At 68.4% G+C, this 16951-nt stretch carries 18 protein-coding genes; 8 read left to right on the top strand and 10 right to left on the bottom strand.

The window, feature by feature from the left end; genetic code table 11:
• Positions 1–24: 24 nt before the first annotated feature.
• Positions 25–1578 (top strand): amino acid permease, encoded by a 1554-nt coding sequence (locus SAZ01S_RS12115; RefSeq protein ID WP_084582528.1) that lies wholly within the window; start codon positions 25–27, stop codon positions 1576–1578.
• A gap of 183 nt (positions 1579–1761) precedes the next feature.
• On the opposite strand, the gene SAZ01S_RS12120 is transcribed toward SAZ01S_RS12115, so the two are convergent.
• Positions 1762–2760, bottom strand: coding sequence for an adenosine kinase (locus SAZ01S_RS12120; RefSeq protein ID WP_084582529.1), 999 nt, complete (start codon positions 2758–2760; stop codon positions 1762–1764).
• A gap of 82 nt (positions 2761–2842) precedes the next feature.
• On the opposite strand from SAZ01S_RS12120, the gene SAZ01S_RS12125 reads away from it, so the two are divergent.
• Entirely contained in the window at positions 2843–3220 is a 378-nt protein-coding gene (locus SAZ01S_RS12125) for a hypothetical protein (RefSeq protein ID WP_439951224.1), read from the top strand.
• Between the two features lie 130 nt (positions 3221–3350).
• Here SAZ01S_RS12125 and SAZ01S_RS12130 read toward each other — a convergent pair whose 3' ends face one another.
• From SAZ01S_RS12130 to SAZ01S_RS12140, 3 genes are all read right to left on the bottom strand, one after another.
• Positions 3351–4328, bottom strand: a complete 978-nt coding sequence (locus SAZ01S_RS12130) for a quinone oxidoreductase family protein (RefSeq protein WP_084582531.1) — start codon at positions 4326–4328, stop codon at positions 3351–3353.
• Positions 4329–4341: 13 nt separating this feature from the next.
• Positions 4342–6114, bottom strand: a complete 1773-nt coding sequence (locus SAZ01S_RS12135; protein ID WP_084582532.1) for an SLC13 family permease — start codon at positions 6112–6114, stop codon at positions 4342–4344.
• A 305-nt stretch (positions 6115–6419) separates the two neighbouring features.
• Positions 6420–6632, bottom strand: a complete 213-nt coding sequence (locus SAZ01S_RS12140) for a hypothetical protein (RefSeq protein ID WP_084582533.1) — start codon at positions 6630–6632, stop codon at positions 6420–6422.
• A gap of 145 nt (positions 6633–6777) precedes the next feature.
• Between SAZ01S_RS12140 and SAZ01S_RS12145 the strand changes: the two genes are divergently transcribed.
• Both SAZ01S_RS12145 and SAZ01S_RS12150 read left to right on the top strand, forming a co-directional pair.
• Positions 6778–6957: a hypothetical protein gene (locus SAZ01S_RS12145; protein WP_218018072.1), complete on the top strand. Its 180-nt coding sequence runs from the start codon at positions 6778–6780 to the stop codon at positions 6955–6957.
• 68 nt (positions 6958–7025) lie between these two features.
• Entirely contained in the window at positions 7026–8744 is a 1719-nt protein-coding gene (locus SAZ01S_RS12150; RefSeq protein ID WP_084582535.1) for a DEAD/DEAH box helicase, read from the top strand.
• A gap of 207 nt (positions 8745–8951) precedes the next feature.
• Here the strand turns inward: SAZ01S_RS12150 and SAZ01S_RS12155 are convergent, their stop codons facing one another.
• The 4 genes from SAZ01S_RS12155 to rpiB are packed head-to-tail and all read right to left on the bottom strand — an operon-like array spanning position 8952 to position 11889.
• On the bottom strand, positions 8952–9674 hold the full coding sequence (locus SAZ01S_RS12155; protein ID WP_084582536.1) for an RNA methyltransferase: 723 nt from the start codon (positions 9672–9674) through the stop codon (positions 8952–8954).
• Positions 9671–10132 (bottom strand): transcriptional regulator NrdR, encoded by a 462-nt coding sequence (gene nrdR, locus SAZ01S_RS12160; RefSeq protein WP_084582537.1) that lies wholly within the window; start codon positions 10130–10132, stop codon positions 9671–9673. Before nrdR ends, SAZ01S_RS12155 begins: the two co-directional genes overlap by 4 nt.
• The gene (glyA, locus tag SAZ01S_RS12165; protein ID WP_084582538.1) at positions 10133–11440 is read right to left on the bottom strand and encodes a serine hydroxymethyltransferase; all 1308 of its coding nucleotides are present in this window, start codon (positions 11438–11440) and stop codon (positions 10133–10135) included. It abuts the gene before it with no gap.
• Positions 11437–11889, bottom strand: coding sequence for a ribose 5-phosphate isomerase B (gene rpiB / locus SAZ01S_RS12170; protein WP_084582539.1), 453 nt, complete (start codon positions 11887–11889; stop codon positions 11437–11439). The genes glyA and rpiB overlap by 4 nt, the downstream gene beginning before the upstream one ends.
• Before the next feature lie 52 nt (positions 11890–11941).
• Here rpiB and SAZ01S_RS12175 point away from each other — a divergent pair, with 52 nt between their 5' ends.
• Positions 11942–12205 (top strand): hypothetical protein, encoded by a 264-nt coding sequence (locus SAZ01S_RS12175; RefSeq protein ID WP_084582540.1) that lies wholly within the window; start codon positions 11942–11944, stop codon positions 12203–12205.
• Between the two features lie 131 nt (positions 12206–12336).
• Here the strand turns inward: SAZ01S_RS12175 and SAZ01S_RS12180 are convergent, their stop codons facing one another.
• Complete coding sequence (locus SAZ01S_RS12180; protein ID WP_084582541.1) at positions 12337–13545, bottom strand: ABC transporter permease; 1209 nt, start codon at positions 13543–13545, stop codon at positions 12337–12339.
• The gene (locus tag SAZ01S_RS12185; RefSeq protein WP_084582542.1) at positions 13542–14468 is read right to left on the bottom strand and encodes an ABC transporter ATP-binding protein; all 927 of its coding nucleotides are present in this window, start codon (positions 14466–14468) and stop codon (positions 13542–13544) included. The genes SAZ01S_RS12180 and SAZ01S_RS12185 overlap by 4 nt, the downstream gene beginning before the upstream one ends.
• 41 nt (positions 14469–14509) lie before the next feature.
• Here SAZ01S_RS12185 and queG point away from each other — a divergent pair, with 41 nt between their 5' ends.
• From queG to rpsD, 3 genes are all read left to right on the top strand, one after another.
• Positions 14510–15652 carry a tRNA epoxyqueuosine(34) reductase QueG gene (queG, locus tag SAZ01S_RS12190; RefSeq protein ID WP_084582548.1) on the top strand — a complete coding sequence of 381 codons (1143 nt, stop codon included), beginning with the start codon at positions 14510–14512 and terminating at the stop codon, positions 15650–15652.
• A gap of 24 nt (positions 15653–15676) precedes the next feature.
• Positions 15677–16012 (top strand): hypothetical protein, encoded by a 336-nt coding sequence (locus SAZ01S_RS12195; protein WP_139810057.1) that lies wholly within the window; start codon positions 15677–15679, stop codon positions 16010–16012.
• A gap of 210 nt (positions 16013–16222) precedes the next feature.
• On the top strand, positions 16223–16837 hold the full coding sequence (gene rpsD, locus SAZ01S_RS12200) for a 30S ribosomal protein S4 (RefSeq protein ID WP_064312571.1): 615 nt from the start codon (positions 16223–16225) through the stop codon (positions 16835–16837).
• Positions 16838–16951 lie beyond the last annotated feature (114 nt).

Consider the following 16951-nt stretch of genomic DNA (forward strand, 5'->3'; position numbering starts at 1 on the left):
GCTCGCCGCATAGGGGACCAAGCAATGATATTCGGGCGCGTAAAGCCTCTCGATGCCATTCTCGCGACAGCCGAAAAGAAATCGCTCCACCGCTCGCTGGGTGCCTTCCAGCTGACCATGCTCGGCATCGGCGCGGTGATCGGCACCGGCATCTTCGTGCTCACCGCCGAGGCGGCGCAGAAGGCGGGGCCGGGCATGATGATCTCGTTCGTCATCGCCGGTTTCGTCTGCGCCGTCGCGGCGCTGTGCTATGCCGAGATGGCGGCGATGGTGCCGGTCTCGGGCTCCGCCTATACCTATAGCTACGCCGTGATGGGCGAGCTGGTCGCCTGGATGGTCGGCTGGGCGCTGATCCTCGAATATGCGATCGCGGCGGGGGCCGTGTCGGTCGGCTGGTCCGGCTATATGATGGGCTTCATCCAGAATAATTTCGGCATCCAGGTGCCGCTGGCGTTGATCCGCGGGCCGTTCGACGGCGGCATGATCAACCTGCCGGCGATGGCCGTGGCCGCGATCGTCACCGCGCTGCTGGTTAAGGGCACCAAGGAAAGCGCCTCGGTGAACGCCATCCTGGTCGGCATCAAGATCCTCGCGCTGGCGATGTTCGTGATCGTGACGATCCCTGTGCTGAAGACCGGCCAGTTCACCCCGTTTGCGCCGCTCGGCTTCGCCGGCATCTCGGGCGCCGCCGCCTCGATCTTCTTCGCCTATGTCGGCTTCGACGCGGTGTCGACCGCTGCCGAGGAGACCAAGAACCCGCAGCGCAACATGCCGATCGGCCTGATCGGCAGCCTGGCGATCTGCACCATCTTCTACATGCTCGTCGCCGCCGGCGTGATCGGCACGGTCGGCGCGCAGCCGGTCTATGGCCCGGGCGGCGAAGTGCTCTCGCCGGGCACGCCCGCGCTGTCGCAGGCCTGTTCGGCGCTCACCGAGCAGGCCGTGGTCTGCTCGAAGGAAGCGCTGGCCTGGACGCTGCGCTCGATCGGGCACCCGTTCCTCGGCTGGCTGGTGGGTGCCGCCGCGATCATCGCGCTGCCCTCGGTCATCCTGATGATGATGTTCGGCCAGACCCGCATCTTCTTCGTGATGAGCCGCGACGGCCTGCTGCCCGAGTTCTTCTCGCGCGTGCACCCGAAGTTCCACACCCCGCACGTCATCACCATCCTGACCGGCGTGTTCGTGTCGCTGTTCGCGGCGTTCTTCCCGGTGGGCCTGCTGGCGGACGTGTCGAACTCGGGCACGCTGTTCGCCTTCGCGGCGGTGTCGATCGCGGTGCTGGTGCTGCGCCGGACCGACCCGACCCGCCACCGCCCGTTCCGCACGCCGGCGATCATGGTGACCGCGCCGATCGCGATCGCGGGCTGCCTCTATCTGTTCGTAAGCCTCTCGGGCCCGACGATCACGCTGTTCTTCGGCTGGGCCGCGGTCGGCCTGGTGGTCTATTACGCCTATAGCCGCTCGCGCAGCCATGTCGGCCGCGGGCTGGTCGACGTACCGGAAGCGGATGCGGACGCGCCGCCCCAGCCGGTGCCGCCGATCGGCGGCGCCCACACGCCGGGCTATAAGGACGCCTGATCCTGGGATCGGCACGCACGAAAAGAAAGGGCCGGAGGAGCGATCCTCCGGCCCTTCTTTCTGTCCCTGTCCCCCTCACCCTTCCCACCGCCTTCGGCGGCGGGCCCCTTCCCTCTCCCCCTGTGGGAGAGGGAGGGAGCGCCGAAGGCGCGGAAGGGCGAGGGGGACCTAGGCGAAAAAGCCTCAGCCGATCTTGGCGGCGGCGAGCGCCTTCAGGTCCTTCTCGGCGCGGGCGCCGTAATGCTGGATGATCTCCGCCGCGCAGATCGCGCCGAGCTGGAGCGATTCCTTCAGCCCCTTGCCCTGCGCCTGGCCATGGAGAAAGCCGGCGGCGAACATGTCGCCCGCGCCGGTGGTGTCGACCAGCGCGCTGATCGGTTCGGCGGGGACTTCCACCCGCTCGTCGCCCTGGAGGGCCATCGCCCCCTTCTCGCTGCGGGTGACGACGAGTAGCGGCACCTTGCCATGGATGTGCTGCACCGCCGCCTCGAATTCCTCGTGCGCGCACAGCGCCAGCAGCTCGGCCTCGTTGGCGAACAGGATGTCGATCAGGCCGTCCTCGATCAGCTTGCGGAAATCGTCGCCGTGGCGCGAGATGCAGAACACATCGGAGAGGGTGAAGGCGACCTTGCGACCGGCGGCGCGGGCGATCTCGATCGCCTTGCGCATCGCGGCACGGGGCTCTTCCGGATCCCAAAGATAGCCTTCGAGATAGAGGATCGCGCCGTTCGCGATCAGCTGCTCGTCGAGCGCGCTCGCGGGGAGGAACTGCGAGGCGCCGAGGAAGGTGTTCATCGTGCGCTGGCCGTCCGGCGTCACGAAGATCAGGCAGCGCGCGGAGGTCGGCTGGCCCGGACGCACGGACGTGTCGAAATGCACGCCGGCCGCGCGGATGTCGTGCGCGAAGACGGTGCCGAGCTGATCGTCGGCCACCTGACCGATGAACGCCGCCTTGCCGCCGAGCGCGGCGATGCCGGCGACGGTATTCGCCGCCGAGCCGCCGGAAACCTCGCGACCCGGGCCCATCTTGGCGTAGAGCGCATCGGCCTCTTCGGGCGAGAACATCAGCTGCATCGAGCCCTTGGGCACGCCGATCGATTCGATGAAGGCGTCATCGGCCTGGGCAAGGATGTCGACGATCGCATTGCCGATCGCGACCACGTCGTAGCTGGGGTTGGTCAAGGTTCAGGGCTCCAATTGTAATGGGCGTCGCCCTAGAGAGAGGCAGGTGCAAGTGCAACCAAGGGAAAACCGTTTGAACGCTGTGCGTATCGCCAAGTCCTCGGTGCCGTTCACGGCGCTTCTGCTCGCGGCCTGTTCGGGGACGGTGCCGACCGCGCGGCCGGCGGCGCCGCTGCCGGTGCCGGGGCGCGTGCCCGAGCAGCCGGCGAACCTGGCGCCGATCCGCGGGCTCACCGCGCCGCAGCTGCTCGCGCGCTTCGGCCAACCGCGGCTCGATGTGACCGAGGGCAAGGGCCGCAAGCTGCAGTTCGTCGGGCCGATCTGCGTGCTCGACGCGTATCTCTACCCGCCCGAGCATGGCGGCGGCGCGGCGGCGGTGACCTGGGTGGACGCGCGGCAGCGTAACGGCAGCCCGCTCGACCAGGCGAGCTGCGTCGCGGCGCTCAGCAAGCGGAAATAACGCCCCTCCCGCTTGCGGGAGGGGTTGGGGGAGGGGCTGACGTGGAAGAAGCGCTGCTGGGTTGCAGCCCCTCCCCCGTCCCCTCCCGCAAGCGGAAGGGGTGCGCAGGCTTCTCCCTTCCCGCTACGTCTCACGGCAGCAGGATGGTCGACCCTGTCGTCTGCCCGCCTTCGATCGCGCGGTGTGCTTCGGCCGCGTCCTTCAGCGCAAACCGCTGGCCGATCTCCGGCTTCACCGCGCCCTTCTCCAGCATCTCGAACAGCCGCGCCGCACCCGCCGCACGCTCCTCGGGTGTCACATAGTAATCGAACAGCTTGGGCCGGGTGACGAACAGCGAGCCATGCTGATTGAGCGTGGCGAGCTTCACCCCCTCCACCGAACCGCTGGCATTACCATAGCTGATGATCAGCCCGCGCCGCGCCGCCGAGCCAAGCGACGCTTCCCAGGTCGCCTTGCCGATCCCGTCGAACACCACCGGCACGCCCGCGCCGCCGGTGATCTCGCGCACCCGCGCGGCGACATCCTCCTGCCCGCGCGACAGCAGCACATGGTCGCAGCCGACGGCCTTCGCCTTCTCCACCTTGGCTTCATGGCCGACCGTGCCGATCACCGTCGCGCCGATGCCCTTGAGCCAGCCGACCGCGATCTGCCCGACCCCGCCGGCCGCGCTGTGCACCAGCACCGTCCAGCCCGGCTCAACCTTCGCCGCGCGCTCGACCATGAACTCGACCGTGCAGCCCTTCAGCAGCACCGCGGCGGCGGTTTCGCTGCTGATGTCCTCGGGCAGCTTGAACAGACTGTCGGCCTTCAGATTGCGCGCAGTCGCATAGGACCCGAGCGCAGGCCCGAAGGTCGCCGCACGATCGCCCACCGCGAACCCGGTCACGCCCTCGCCCACCGCCTCGATCACGCCGGCACCCTCGACACCGATGCCCGAGGGCAGCTGCGCCGGGTAGACGCCGGTGCGGTGGTACACGTCGATGAAGTTGAGCCCCGCCGCTTCCGTCCGCAGCCGCACCTCGCCGGGGCCGGGCGCAGGCAGGTCGACCTCGACCCATTGCAGGACCTCGGGACCGCCGGTCTGCTCGAAGCGAATCATCTGTTCCATGGAAACTCCATCCTCAATGCACCGGCCATACGGCCATGATCATCGGCGTGCCTATCAGCAGCACCAGCAACGACAAGGGGGCGCCGAGCCGCGCATAGTCGCCAAACTTGTAGCCTCCCGGCCCCATCACCAGCGTGTTGCACTGGTGGCCGATCGGGGTGAGGAAGTCGCAGCCCGCGCCCACCGCCGTCGCCATCAGGAACGCCTCGGGCCGATAGCCGAGCTCGCCCGCGAAGGTGGCGGCGATCGGGGCCATCACCAGCACGGTCGCGGCATTGTTGAGGAACGGCGTCACCGCCATCGCCGCCGCCAGGATCAGCGCCACCGCGCCCCAGGGCGGCAGCGTCGCGGCGAGATGGCCGAGCTGGTCGCCGATGATCTTGCTGGCGCCGGTGGTCCGCAGCGAATCGCTGACCGGGATCAGGGCGCCGAGCATCACCAGGATCGGCCATTCGATATGCTCGTACGCCTCGCGCACCGGCAGCGCGCCGAGCAGGATGGTCAGCCCCGCCGCGGCGAAGAAGGCCACCGCAACGGGCACATAGCCGGTCGCCGTTGCGGCCATGGCGACAGCGAGGATGGCGAGCGGCAGCAGGCCCTTGCGCGCACTCCCAAGCCGCAGCTCGCGCTGGGCGAGGGGCAGGCAGCCGAGCTCGCCCAATCGCTCGAACAACAGGTCGAGCGGGCCTTGCAGCACGATCACGTCGCCCGCACGGAGCTCGATGTCCCCAAGCCTGGCGGAGAGCCGCTCGCCCTGCCGCGACACGGCGATCAGGTTCACGCCGAAGCGCTCGTGCAGCCCGAGCCGCCCGGCGGTGAGGCCGATCAGGCTGGAGTCGGTGCCGATCACCGCCTCGATCACGCCCACTTCGCTGGTGTTGCCCTCGGGCTGGGCGCGGTCTTGGCCTTCCAGCACCAGCGCATCGGTGGCGATGACGCGTTCGAGGTCGTCAGGCGCGCCGGCGAGGATCAGCACGTCCTCGGGGCACAGGCGGTTGTCCGGGAAGGGCGTGCTGCGGATACCGCCACGCAGGATGGTGGTCACCGCCACCGCATGATCGTGGCGCTCGCGGAATTCGGCGACGGTCTCGCCCACCGCCTCCGATCCTTCGGGGATCGCGGCCTCGGTGACATAATCCTCGATGTCCATCGCCTCGCCCAGCGTCGGCGCGGCGCGGCGGTCGCGCGGGATCAGCCGATAGGCGAAGCGCAGGAAGACGAGCCCGACCAGCGTCAGCCCCAGCCCCACCGGCGCATAGTCGAACATGCCGAAGGGCTGGCCGGTCATCTCCTCGCGCACCCGACTGACGATGATGTTGGGCGAGGTGCCGATCAGCGTGATCAGCCCGCCGAGCAGCGAGGCGAACGACATCGGCATCAGGAAGGTGGCGGGCGAGGCCTTGGAGCGCTTGGCCATCTGGAACGCAACCGGCATCATCATCGCCAGCGCGCCGATATTCTTGACCAGCGCCGAGGCGAAGCCGACGCTCGCGCTCAAGAGCAGCAACTGCGAGCGCACCCGCGTCACCCGCCGCTGGAGCAGCAGCATCGCCCGCTCAATCACGCCCGATCGCTGGACGGCGGCAGAGAGCACCAGCGCCGAGGCGACGATGATGACGATGTCGTCGGAGAATCCAGTGAATGCCTCTTTCGGCTTCACCACGCCGACCGCCAGCGCCGCGAGCAGCGCCAGTACCGCCACCATGTCGTAGCGCAGCTTCCCCCAGACGAAGAGCAGCATCATGCCCGCGAGCACGACGAGCGACAGGATCTGGGGTGTGGTCAAGCGAACCTCGCGGAAGGAGTGCGAGGAGGGAACGCCGGTGCGGGGGGTTGGGTCCGGACCGTCCCATATCCTCCCCCGTCAGGACCGGGCGATCGCATCTGCCCAAAATACATCGTCATCCCTGCGAAGGCGGAGATCCATTGGCGCTGATGCCGAAGTTCTCTCCCCAGGCACCCAAGGCAATGGATTCCCGCCTTGGCGGGAATGACGATGGCTTTTTGAACGCCAGGCCATTGGCTTCATCTACGACAGCCTAGCCTTGGCGGCGGAGGATATGCCTCCAGAATTGTCCGCTCAGGCCGCGCTCAATGCACGGTGCCCAGCACCTTCGGGACCGAGAGCAGGACCACCAGCCGCTCGATCTGGCGCCAGCGGCAGAAATGGATGACGTTGCCGAGATCCCGGCTTGCATCGGCACGCGCCGCTGCCTCGCCGCCGGCGGCCTCTCCGAAGCGCCGAATCAGCTCCGCTGCGTCGTTCACTTCGTCCCGACCACTCAGATAGGGATAGACGTCCATTGCTACTCCAACCGCTGGGCGAGCACACCGCCCGTGCCGGCCTGATACGCCGCTTTCCCTTCCCCGCCGGTGGACGATGCTGGTGAACGAACGGGCAACCATAGGGTGGGGTGGCGCGAACGCGCATTTCGTGGCAAGGGGCACCATGCAGTCCACCCCTTCGCGTTCGCCGATGGCCGGCGGCTTCCTGTTGACGGCGAGCATTCTCGTCGGCGCAGTGGCCGGTGCCCTTCGCGGACAAGCGACGGCGGGGTTGCTGGCCGGGCTGGCGGTGGGGTTCGCCCTCACGCTCGCCGTCTGGCTGATCGATCGCGCGCGAGGATAGAGGGGCGCGCCTGCAACACTGTATCGGGCTTGCGGTGCGCCGCGCGTAGCCCCAATTTTAGGGTCTCAATGTCTATTTCCAATCTACCGACGCGCCTCGCAGAGGCGCTGGAACAGCGTGGCTATTCCACGCTGACCCCCGTTCAGTCCGCCGTCCTGGAAGACCAGGCCGCGGGCCGCGACCTCATCGTTTCCGCCCAGACGGGCTCGGGCAAGACGGTCGCCTTCGGCCTCGCCATGGCGCCCGAGCTGCTCGCCGGCGAAGAGACGCTGCCGCCCGCCGGCGCGCCACTGGCCCTGATCATTGCGCCGACGCGCGAGCTGGCGCTGCAGGTCAGCCGCGAGCTGATCTGGCTGTACAGCCCGGCCGGTGCGCGCATCGCCACCTGCGTCGGCGGCATGGACGCCTCGAAGGAGCGCCGCACGCTCAACCACGGCGCGCATATCGTCGTCGGCACGCCGGGCCGTCTGCGCGATCACCTCGAGCGCGGTGCGCTCGACCTGTCCAGCCTGCGCGCCGCGGTGCTCGACGAGGCCGACGAGATGCTCGATATGGGCTTCCGCGAGGAACTGGAAGCGATCCTCGATGCGACGCCGGAAGACCGCCGCACGCTGCTGTTCTCGGCGACGATGCCGCGCCCGATCGTGGCGCTGGCCAAGCGCTACCAGCGCAACGCCTTCCAGATCACCACCAAGAGCGATGATCGCGGCCACGGCGACATCAGCTACCAAGCGGTGACGGTCGCGCCCGCCGATATCGAGCATGTCGTGATCAACCTGCTGCGCCTGCATGAGGCGGAGACGGCGATCCTGTTCTGCGCGACGCGCGACAATGTCCGCCACTTGCACGCCAGCCTGATGGAACGCGGCTTCGCCGCCGTGGCGCTGTCCGGCGAGCATTCGCAGTCCGAGCGCAACCATGCGCTGCAGGCGCTGCGCGATCGCCGCGCCCGCGTCTGCGTCGCGACCGACGTCGCTGCGCGCGGCATCGACCTGCCGACGCTGACGCTGGTGGTGCACGTCGAGCTGCCGCGCGATGCGGAAACCCTGCAGCACCGTTCGGGCCGTACCGGCCGCGCAGGCAAGAAGGGCACCGCCGTCCTCATCGTCCCCTATCCGCGCCGCCGCCGTGTCGAGCAGATGCTGCACGGCGCACGCATCCCGGCGGTGTGGATCGACGCACCGACCCCCGAGCAGATTCGCGCGGCGGACCGCGAGCGGCTGATCGCCGCTTTGCTTCAGCCGATCGAGACGGACGAGGAAGACGTCGCACTCGCCGAGCGCCTGCTCGCCGAGAAGACCCCGGCCGAGATCGCCGCGGCGCTGGTCCGCGCGCACCGCGCGCAGCTGCCCGAGCCGGAAGAACTGATCGAGGCGACGCCGGAGGCACGCCGCGCCGCGCAGCAGGAACGCCACCGCCCCGGCTTCGACGACACAGTCTGGTTCCGCATGGATATCGGCCGTCGCCAGAACGCCGATCCGCGCTGGATCCTGCCGCTGATCTGCCGCCGCGGGCACATCACCCGCAACGAAGTCGGCGCGATCCGCATCGCGGCGAACGAGACGCACTTCCAGATCCCGGCGCAGCTGGCGGCAAAGTTCGCGAGCGCGGTCGACAAGTTCGCGCGGACGGCGGGCGACGATGACGACGGCATCCGGATCGAGCGCGCGACCGACGCGCCGCAGCCGGGTGCGCGGTCGGACGGTCCGGTGCGGCGCGGTCCGCCGAACCGCAGCAACGCCAACGGCAAGCCCGGCGGCTTCCGCAAGGGCCCGCCGCGCCGCTGAGGTGACGACGCCCCGCTTGCTTGCGGCGCGCCCTTCTTTCTCCCCTCCCGCTTGCGGGAGGGGCAGGGGGAGGGTGTGTAAGGGAAGCCGAGCGATCGGTGGAAGATGTGGGCGCTGCGCCGCCGCGGCGAATCTTCAGCGGGTCGCTCGCTCGCCTGACTCACCCTCCCCTAACCCCTCCCGCAAGCGGGAGGGGGATTTAGAAAATTACTCCGCCCGGTGGCGCTTCCGGCCATCCAGCGCCGACAACACCCCGCGCAGCGTGCGCAGTTCCTGGCTCGACCAGCGCGGCTTGGTCAGCAGCGTGCGCAGCGTGCGCTTGGTCGAGGGCACCCGGTCCGGCGGGAAATAATAGCCCGAATCTTCCAGCATCGCGTCGAGCTGGCCGATCATCCCGTCCAGCTCCTCCTGCGGCGCCGGCGGGTCGAGATCGACCGCGGGCGGGCTCTCCAGCCCGACATGCTTCGACCATTCATAGGCGACCAGGATCACCGCCTGCGCCAGGTTCAGCGAGCCGAATTCCGGATTGATCGGCACGGTGATGATCGTGCGGGCGAGTGCCACATCATCGGTCTCCAGCCCCGAGCGCTCCGGCCCGAACAGGATCGCGCTGCGCGTGGGCGCCCCGTGGATCTCACGCGCGGCGACCTCGGGTGTCACCACCGGCTTGGTCACCCCGCGCTTGCGCACGGTGGTCGCATAGACATGGGTGCAGTCCGCCACCGCATCGGCGACGCTTTCGAACACCTGCGCCTTTTCGAGCACGATATCGGCGCCGCTCGCCGCGGGACCTGCCGAGGGATTCGGCCAGCCGTCGCGGGGGCTCACCAGCCGCATTTCGGTCAGCCCGAAGTTGAGCATGGCGCGCGCGGCCTTGCCGATATTCTCGCCCAGCTGTGGGCGGACGAGCACGATCACGGGGGAATTCAACTTTTGCCGACCTCGCTGACGTTACCGGCGAATTCCTCGAAATCCTTCGCCTCGCGGAAATCCTTATACACGCTGGCGAAGCGGATATAGGCGACCGAATCGAGGCCCTTGAGCGCCTCCATCACCAGCTCGCCGATGCGCTGGGAGGGGATTTCGCTTTCGCCCGTCGTCTCCAGCTGCCGCTGGATGCCGGAGACCAGCCGCTCGATCTGGGCGGGCTGGATCGGGCGCTTGCGGCAGGCGGTGGACACCGAGCGCATCAGCTTCTCGCGCTCGAACGGCTCGCGCCGCTCTCCGCTCTTCACCACGGTCAAGTCGCGCAGCTGGATGCGCTCGAAGGTAGTGAAGCGCGCCCCGCACGCCTCGCATTGCCGGCGCCTGCGGATCGCCGCCCCGTCGTCGGTGGGGCGGCTGTCCTTTACCTGGCTGGCTTCATTGGAACAGAATGGGCAGCGCACTTAGCCGCCGTAGATCGGGAAGCGTTCGCACAGCGCGCGGACGCGGGCCTTCACATCGGCCTCGACCGCGGCATCGCCCGCCTCGCCCTTGGTCCGCAGGCCATCGAGCACGTCGGCGACTAGGTTGCCGATCTCGCGGAACTCGGCCGGGCCGAAGCCGCGGGTGGTGCCCGCCGGCGAGCCGACGCGGATGCCGCTGGTCTTCATCGGCGGCAGCGGATCGTTGGGGATGCCGTTCTTGTTGCAGGTGATCGCCGCGCGCTCCAGCGCCTCGTCGGCGTCCTTGCCGGTGACGCCCAGCGGGGTGAGGTCGACCAGCGCGAGGTGCGTGTCGGTGCCGCCCGAGACGAGGTTCGCACCGCGCTCCTTGAGCGTCGCCGCCAGCACCTTGGCGTTCTCGACCACTGCCGCCGCATAGCTCTTGAACTCGGGACGCAGCGCCTCGCCGAACGCGACCGCCTTGGCGGCGATCACGTGCATCAGCGGACCGCCCTGCAGGCCCGGGAACACCGCCGAGTTGATCTTCTTGGCGATGGCCTCGTCATTGGTGAGGATCATGCCGCCGCGCGGGCCACGCAGCGTCTTGTGCGTGGTGGTGGTGACGACATGGGCGTGGCCGAACGGCGTCGGGTGGACGCCGCCGGCGACCAGGCCGGCGAAGTGGGCCATGTCGACCATGAACATCGCGCCGACCTCGTCCGCGATCGCGCGGAAGCGGGCGAAATCGATGTGACGCGGATAGGCCGAGCCGCCGGTGATGATCAGCTTCGGCTGATGCTCCTTGGCGAGGGCGAGGACCTGGTCATAGTCGATCAGGTGATCGTCGGGGCGCACGCCATACTGGACCGCGTTGAACCACTTGCCGCTCATCGCCGCGCGAGCGCCGTGGGTCAGGTGGCCGCCGGCATCGAGGCTGAGGCCGAGGATGGTGTCGCCCGGCTTGGTCAGCGCGAGCATCACCGCGCCATTGGCCTGCGCGCCCGAGTGCGGCTGGACGTTGGCGAAGTCGCAGTTGAACAGCTGCTTGGCGCGGTCGATCGCCAGCTGCTCCACCTCGTCCGACGGGTGGCAGCCCTGGTAATAGCGCTTGCCGGGATAGCCCTCGGCATATTTGTTGGTGAAGACCGAGCCCTGCGCCTCGAGCACCGCCTTGGAGACGATGTTCTCGGAGGCGATCAGCTCGATCTGATATTGTTCGCGGGCGAGCTCATGCTCGACGCCGGCGAATACCGCGGGATCGACTTCGCTCAGCGTTTTGGTGAAGAAGCCATCCGGCTGAAGGCCTGCCGTAACGGGGTTGGTGCTCATGCGGGGCTCCTTTCGGGGTTGCTCAGCTTCTCCACGCGGCGGACGTGCCGATCTCCGAGGAAAGCCGTTTCGAGAAACTGGGTGACGCACGCCTTGGCCATCTCAATGCCGATCATCCGCGCGCCGAGGGCGATGACATTGGCATCGTTGTGCTCGCGCGCAAGGCCGGCGGAGAGCGGCTCGGAGACGAGCGCGCAGCGGGCGGCGGGGTTGCGATTAACCGCGATCGAGATGCCGATCCCCGATCCGCACAGCGCGATGCCGAAGGTCGCCTCGCCGGTCTCGATCGCCTTGCCAAGGCGGTAGCCATAGTCGGGATAGTCGACGCTCTCCGGGCCATTGGTGCCCAGATCGAGCACGTCATGACCGGCTGCGCGCAACCAATCGGCGAGTTCTGCCTTCATTCCGTAAGCGGCGTGATCCGAGGCGAGGGCGATGCGATGTGACATGGCGGCCCTCTACGCGCGTGTGCGCCCGCTGGCTAGACACCCAGGAGACCATATGCCGAAGACTCTGTCCGTTCTGTTTCCCGCACTGGCACTCGGCCTCGCCGCCTGCTCGCCGAGCACCGAGGACCGCGTCGACAACTCGCTGGAGCGCACCGGCGATTCGCTGGCGAATGCGGCGGACCGGCTCGGCGACCGGATCGAGAACCGCGCCGACGCCGCCCGCCGCGCGATCCGCGAAGGCGCGGACGACACCGGCGACGCGCTGGCCAACGGCGTGGACCGGACGGGCAACGCGATCGACGACGCGACGCATTGAGCCTTTTCTCCCCTCCCGCTTGCGGGAGGGGTCGGGGGAGGGATCGACGTGGAAGAAGCGCTGGAACGGTTCAGCCCCTCCCCTAGCCCCTCCCGCAAGCGGGAGGGGAACGAGAGCGGGAGAGGATAAAGCTACGCCGACGCCTTCTTCGCCCGCTTCGGACTCCCGGACTTGAGCACCCCGCGCCGAAACAGCCGCGCCGCAATCGTCAGCGTCCCTGCTACCCACAGCGCCTGCCAGACGAAGGCGAGCGCATGCGGCCACAACTCCGGCGCATTTGCCGCGCGCGCCGCCATCGCCATGGGCGAGCTGAACGGCACGATCTCCGCCGCGATCGCCACCCAGCTCTCGGGATTGCCCGCCGCATAGGAGGCCATGCCGAACATCGCGAACTGGAAGATGGTGATCGGCAGCGACAGCATCTGGATTTCGCGCTGGGTCGAGGCGAGCGAGCCGACGCCGAGGAACACCGCGCTCTGCAGCAGATAGGCCATCACGAAATAACCGACCAGCAGCAGCGGGAAGATCGGCCCGACCGCAACGCTGAGGCTGGTCAGCACCCCCGCCGCATCACCGGGCAACAGCCGCGGCAGGTTGGCGACCAGCGTGCCCCAGAAGGCCACGAAGATCAGCGCCGATCCGAAGGCGCCGAGCAGCTTGCCGAAGAACACGCTTTCCAGCGGCACGGCGGCGGCGAGGATCTCGATCACCTTGTTCGACCGCTCTTCGGCCATTGCGCCGACCGCCTGGCCGGACAGCATCAGCGTCACCAGGAAGATCGCGAAGGTGGAGAAATAGGCAGCCTGTCCGCGCCCGCTGATGGTCGGCGCGTCCGCGGCGACGGTCTCGAACCGCGGCGTGCTGCGGATGCCCGGTGCATGCTCGGCCCGCAGCCGCTGGGCGGCGAGTGCGGCAAGGTACCGCCCCTCCGCCTCGTCGCCCGAGCGACGCAGCACCGTCGGATGATCGAGCGGGCCGTAGAGCACCGCCGCCACCTCGATCGCGTCCGAATCGAACAGCGCCCGCGCCTGCCGCGCCGGATCGGCGTCGGGCATGTCGAGCCGCAACCGCGGCCGCGCGGAATCGCGGGTGAACACGCTGCGCAGTTCGCGATCGGCCGTGCGCAGCCCGCCATGCTCGGCACGTGGGGCGATCGCGACGATCTGCTGCCGCGCCTCCCCGGCGGTGCTCACCGCCTGACCGCTGAGGCCGCCGATCACACCGAAGCCGATCATCAGCAGCGGACTGAGCAGGAACAGCAGGAAGGTGGGCGTCATCACCGTCGCGGTGAGGTCGCGTCGCGCGATGGTGAGCGCCTGGCGGAGGAAGCGCGGCATCATGCGATCGTCTCCGGCTGGTCGGCCAGCGCCTCGGCGCCGACGATGCGGACAAAGGCGTCGTGCAGACCGGGACGCTCGATCGACAGGCCCGAAATACCATGCCCGGCGTCGATCAGCCGGACGAGCAATGCCTCGATGCCGCCCTCGGGCACGGTGAAGCGCCAGCTGCCGCCCTCGCGCACCGCATCGGCGGGCAGCATCGCGCCGATCGCCTCGGCATCGTGATGCGGCGTGTAGCGGGCGCGCAGCGGCAGCAGCGCCCGCGCCTCGTCCACCGTGCCTTCGAACCGCACCGTGCCGCCCGCGATCACCGAGATGCGCTCGCACAGTCGCTCGGCATGCGCCATCACATGGGTGGAAAACAGGATCGTCGCGCCGCGATCGCGCTGGGCGCGGATCAGCAGCTCCAGCCGCTCCTGGTTTACGGGATCGAGCCCCGAAAAGGGTTCGTCGAGCACCAGCAGATCGGGTTCGTGCACCACCGATCCGAGCAGCTGGACGAGCTGCGCCATGCCCTTGGAGAGCTTGCGGATCTTGTCGTCGGCGGCATGGCCGAGCCCGGCACTCTCGAGCAGCTCCCCTGCCCGCTTGCGCCCGGTCGCCCAGGGCAACCCGCGCAGCGCGCCCATGAAGGCGATCGCCTCGCGGCACTTCATATTGGGGTAGAGGCCACGCTCCTCGGGAAGATAGCCGACATGATCGCTCATCTCGCGCGGATGGCGGCTGCCGAGCAGCGTCCGTTCGCCTTCGTCGGGTTCGATGATGCCGAGCAGCATGCGCAGCGTGGTGGTCTTGCCGGCGCCATTCGGCCCGAGCACGCCATAGATCAGACCCTTGGGGACGGCGATGCCGACTCCGTCGACGGCGCGGCGCTCACCGAAGCGCTTGACCAGCCCGGAGGCGCTGACGGCCAGTTGCTGCACTTTGCCTCCCCCTTGCAATCACAACGTGGTAGCGGGTGCGCGTGCGGCAAGACAAGTCCCTCGAAGAACGGCTGAAGGCGAAGGCGGCGGAAATCGGCTTCGCTGCCTGCGGCATTGCGCAAGCAGACGCTGCGCCCCGCACCGCCGAGCGCCTCCGCCAATGGCTGGACGAAGGCGCCCATGGCGACATGCTGTGGATGGAGGAGCGCGCCGAGCAGCGCGGCAGCCCGAGAGGGCTGTGGCCCGAGGTGCGCTCGGTCATCGCGCTCGGCATGAGCTACGCTCCAGCCACCGATCCGCTGGCACTGGCGGATGAAGGCGAGGTGGGTCGCATTTCGGTCTATGCGCAGGGCGCAGATTATCACGACGTGGTGAAGCGCCGCCTGAAGGAACTCGCCCGCTGGCTGGTGACCGAAGCGCCGGGTGCGGACGTGAAGGTCTTCGTCGATACCGCGCCGGTAATGGAAAAGCCGCTGTCCGAAGCAGCTGGGCTCGGCTGGCAGGGCAAGCACACCAATCTGGTCAGCCGCAGCCATGGCAGCTGGCTGTTCCTCGGCGCGATCTACACGACGCTCGATCTCGCCCCGGACGGGCCGAGCGGCGGCGGCTGCGGCAGCTGCGACGCCTGCCAGACGGCCTGCCCCACCGCCGCCTTCCCCGCGCCCTATCGCATCGATGCGCGCCGCTGCATCTCCTACCTGACGATCGAGAACAAGGGCCCGATCCCGCACGCATTCCGCGCAGCGATCGGCAACCGCATCTATGGCTGCGACGACTGCCTGGCGGTGTGCCCGTGGAACAAGTTCGCCGCCGCCGCGCACGCCAATCTCGCCTTCCACCCCCGCGCGGAGCTGACGGTGCCGCGCCTCGCCGACCTGCTGGCGCTGGACGATGCGAGCTTCCGCCAGGTCTTCGCCGGCTCGCCGATCAAGCGCATCGGCCGCGACCGGATGCTGCGCAACTGCCTGATCGCCGCCGGCAACAGCGGCAGCGACCGATTGGCAGCGCCGGTGGTCGCGCTGCTCGACGATCCGGCGCCGGTGGTGCGCGGCGCCGCCATCTGGGCGCTGGGGCGGCTGGCGCCGGCGCGCTGGCAGGCGGAACGGGCGGTCCGGGCAGATGCCGAGCAGGACCCGCTCGCGCATGCGGAATGGCACGCCTCTAACGTTCCCATCGCCAGCTAACAGCATGAGCGTTCATACGGAAGTATGGCCAGTTCTTCGCAATTCATCTATTTCCGCAGCTGCGAAATCGCGCTACTTCGCATCATCCACTGGGGGAGACTAGTTGTGCGTATGATTTATGCCATCGTTTGCTGCCTGATTGCTTCGCCGGCGCTTGCAGCGCAGACCGCACCGGCACCGACGGCGACGCCCGCAGCTGCCGCACCGGCAGTTGAAAAGCCGGTGTGCCGCCGCATCCAGGTTACCGGCTCGAACATGGGCAAGCGCGAATGCCACACGCGGGCCGAATGGCGCGTGATCGACAGCCGGGAAGATCCTACTGCTGCCCGGGCGCTGCAGAACCGCCCGATCGGCAGCTGAACATTGCGGGCAAGGCCGGTCGGATACGGGCGTGGCGGCTTGACTCCGCCCGCCCACCCCGCTAGGCGCGCCGCTTCGCAATTGGCCCCGCACCCCGGTGAAGCGGTGGCCCTGCGCTTTCTCTACCAGGGAAGCCCAGGCGAAACCGGGATCGCGATCAGGGCGGCGTGCCGCCCGGGTCAACGTCAACGCAATTGGTAAGGATTTTACATGTCGAAGCGCTCCAGCGCCAAGCATAAGCTCGATCGCCGCATGGGCGAAAACATCTGGGGTCGTCCCAAGTCCCCGGTGAACAAGCGCGAATACGGCCCGGGCCAGCACGGACAGCGCCGCAAGGGCAAGATGTCGGACTTCGGCATCCAGCTGCGCGCCAAGCAGAAGCTCAAGGGCTATTACGGCGACATCACCGAGAAGCAGTTCAAGCGCTCGTACGAAGACGCGTCGCGCATGAAGGGCGACACCGGTCAGAACCTGATCGGCCTGCTCGAGCAGCGCCTCGACATGATCGTCTATCGCGCCAAGTTCGCGCCGACGATCTTCGCGGCCCGCCAGCTGGTCAACCACGGCCATGTCCGCGTCGACGGCGAGAAGTGCAACATCGGTTCGCGCCGCATCAAGCCGGGCCAGGAAATCAGCCTGAGCGGCAAGGCGCAGGAAATGGCGCTGGTCATGGAAGCGCAGAGCCTCGCCGAGCGCGACATCCCCGACTATGTCGCGCCGGACGGCGCGGCGAAGGTCACCTTCACCCGCGTGCCGACGCTCGACGAAGTGCCGTACCCGGTGAAGATGGAACCGAACCTGGTTGTCGAGTTCTACTCGCGCTAAGCTCGGCTCCTTCGGGAAACGAAAAGAGGGCGGTCCTTCGGGGCCGCCCTTTTTCGTTCGGGGTTCAGGGCGTGTTTGAAATTCGCGGAAAAGCGAATTTCAAGGCGGCACCGG

It is taken from the genome of Sphingomonas azotifigens NBRC 15497, assembly GCF_002091475.1.
Lineage (GTDB): Bacteria > Pseudomonadota > Alphaproteobacteria > Sphingomonadales > Sphingomonadaceae > Sphingomonas > Sphingomonas azotifigens.

Coding starts and splice junctions, on each gene's coding strand:
- SAZ01S_RS12115 (WP_084582528.1), top strand. CDS start 25: ATGATATTCGGGCGCGTAAAGCCTCTCGATGCCATTCTCGCGACAGCC.
- SAZ01S_RS12130 (WP_084582531.1), bottom strand. CDS start 4,328: ATGGAACAGATGATTCGCTTCGAGCAGACCGGCGGTCCCGAGGTCCTG.
- SAZ01S_RS12140 (WP_084582533.1), bottom strand. CDS start 6,632: ATGGACGTCTATCCCTATCTGAGTGGTCGGGACGAAGTGAACGACGCA.
- SAZ01S_RS12145 (WP_218018072.1), top strand. CDS start 6,778: ATGCAGTCCACCCCTTCGCGTTCGCCGATGGCCGGCGGCTTCCTGTTG.
- SAZ01S_RS12150 (WP_084582535.1), top strand. CDS start 7,026: ATGTCTATTTCCAATCTACCGACGCGCCTCGCAGAGGCGCTGGAACAG.
- glyA (WP_084582538.1), bottom strand. CDS start 11,440: ATGAGCACCAACCCCGTTACGGCAGGCCTTCAGCCGGATGGCTTCTTC.
- rpiB (WP_084582539.1), bottom strand. CDS start 11,889: ATGTCACATCGCATCGCCCTCGCCTCGGATCACGCCGCTTACGGAATG.
- SAZ01S_RS12175 (WP_084582540.1), top strand. CDS start 11,942: ATGCCGAAGACTCTGTCCGTTCTGTTTCCCGCACTGGCACTCGGCCTC.
- SAZ01S_RS12180 (WP_084582541.1), bottom strand. CDS start 13,545: ATGATGCCGCGCTTCCTCCGCCAGGCGCTCACCATCGCGCGACGCGAC.
- SAZ01S_RS12195 (WP_139810057.1), top strand. CDS start 15,677: ATGGCCAGTTCTTCGCAATTCATCTATTTCCGCAGCTGCGAAATCGCG.
- rpsD (WP_064312571.1), top strand. CDS start 16,223: ATGTCGAAGCGCTCCAGCGCCAAGCATAAGCTCGATCGCCGCATGGGC.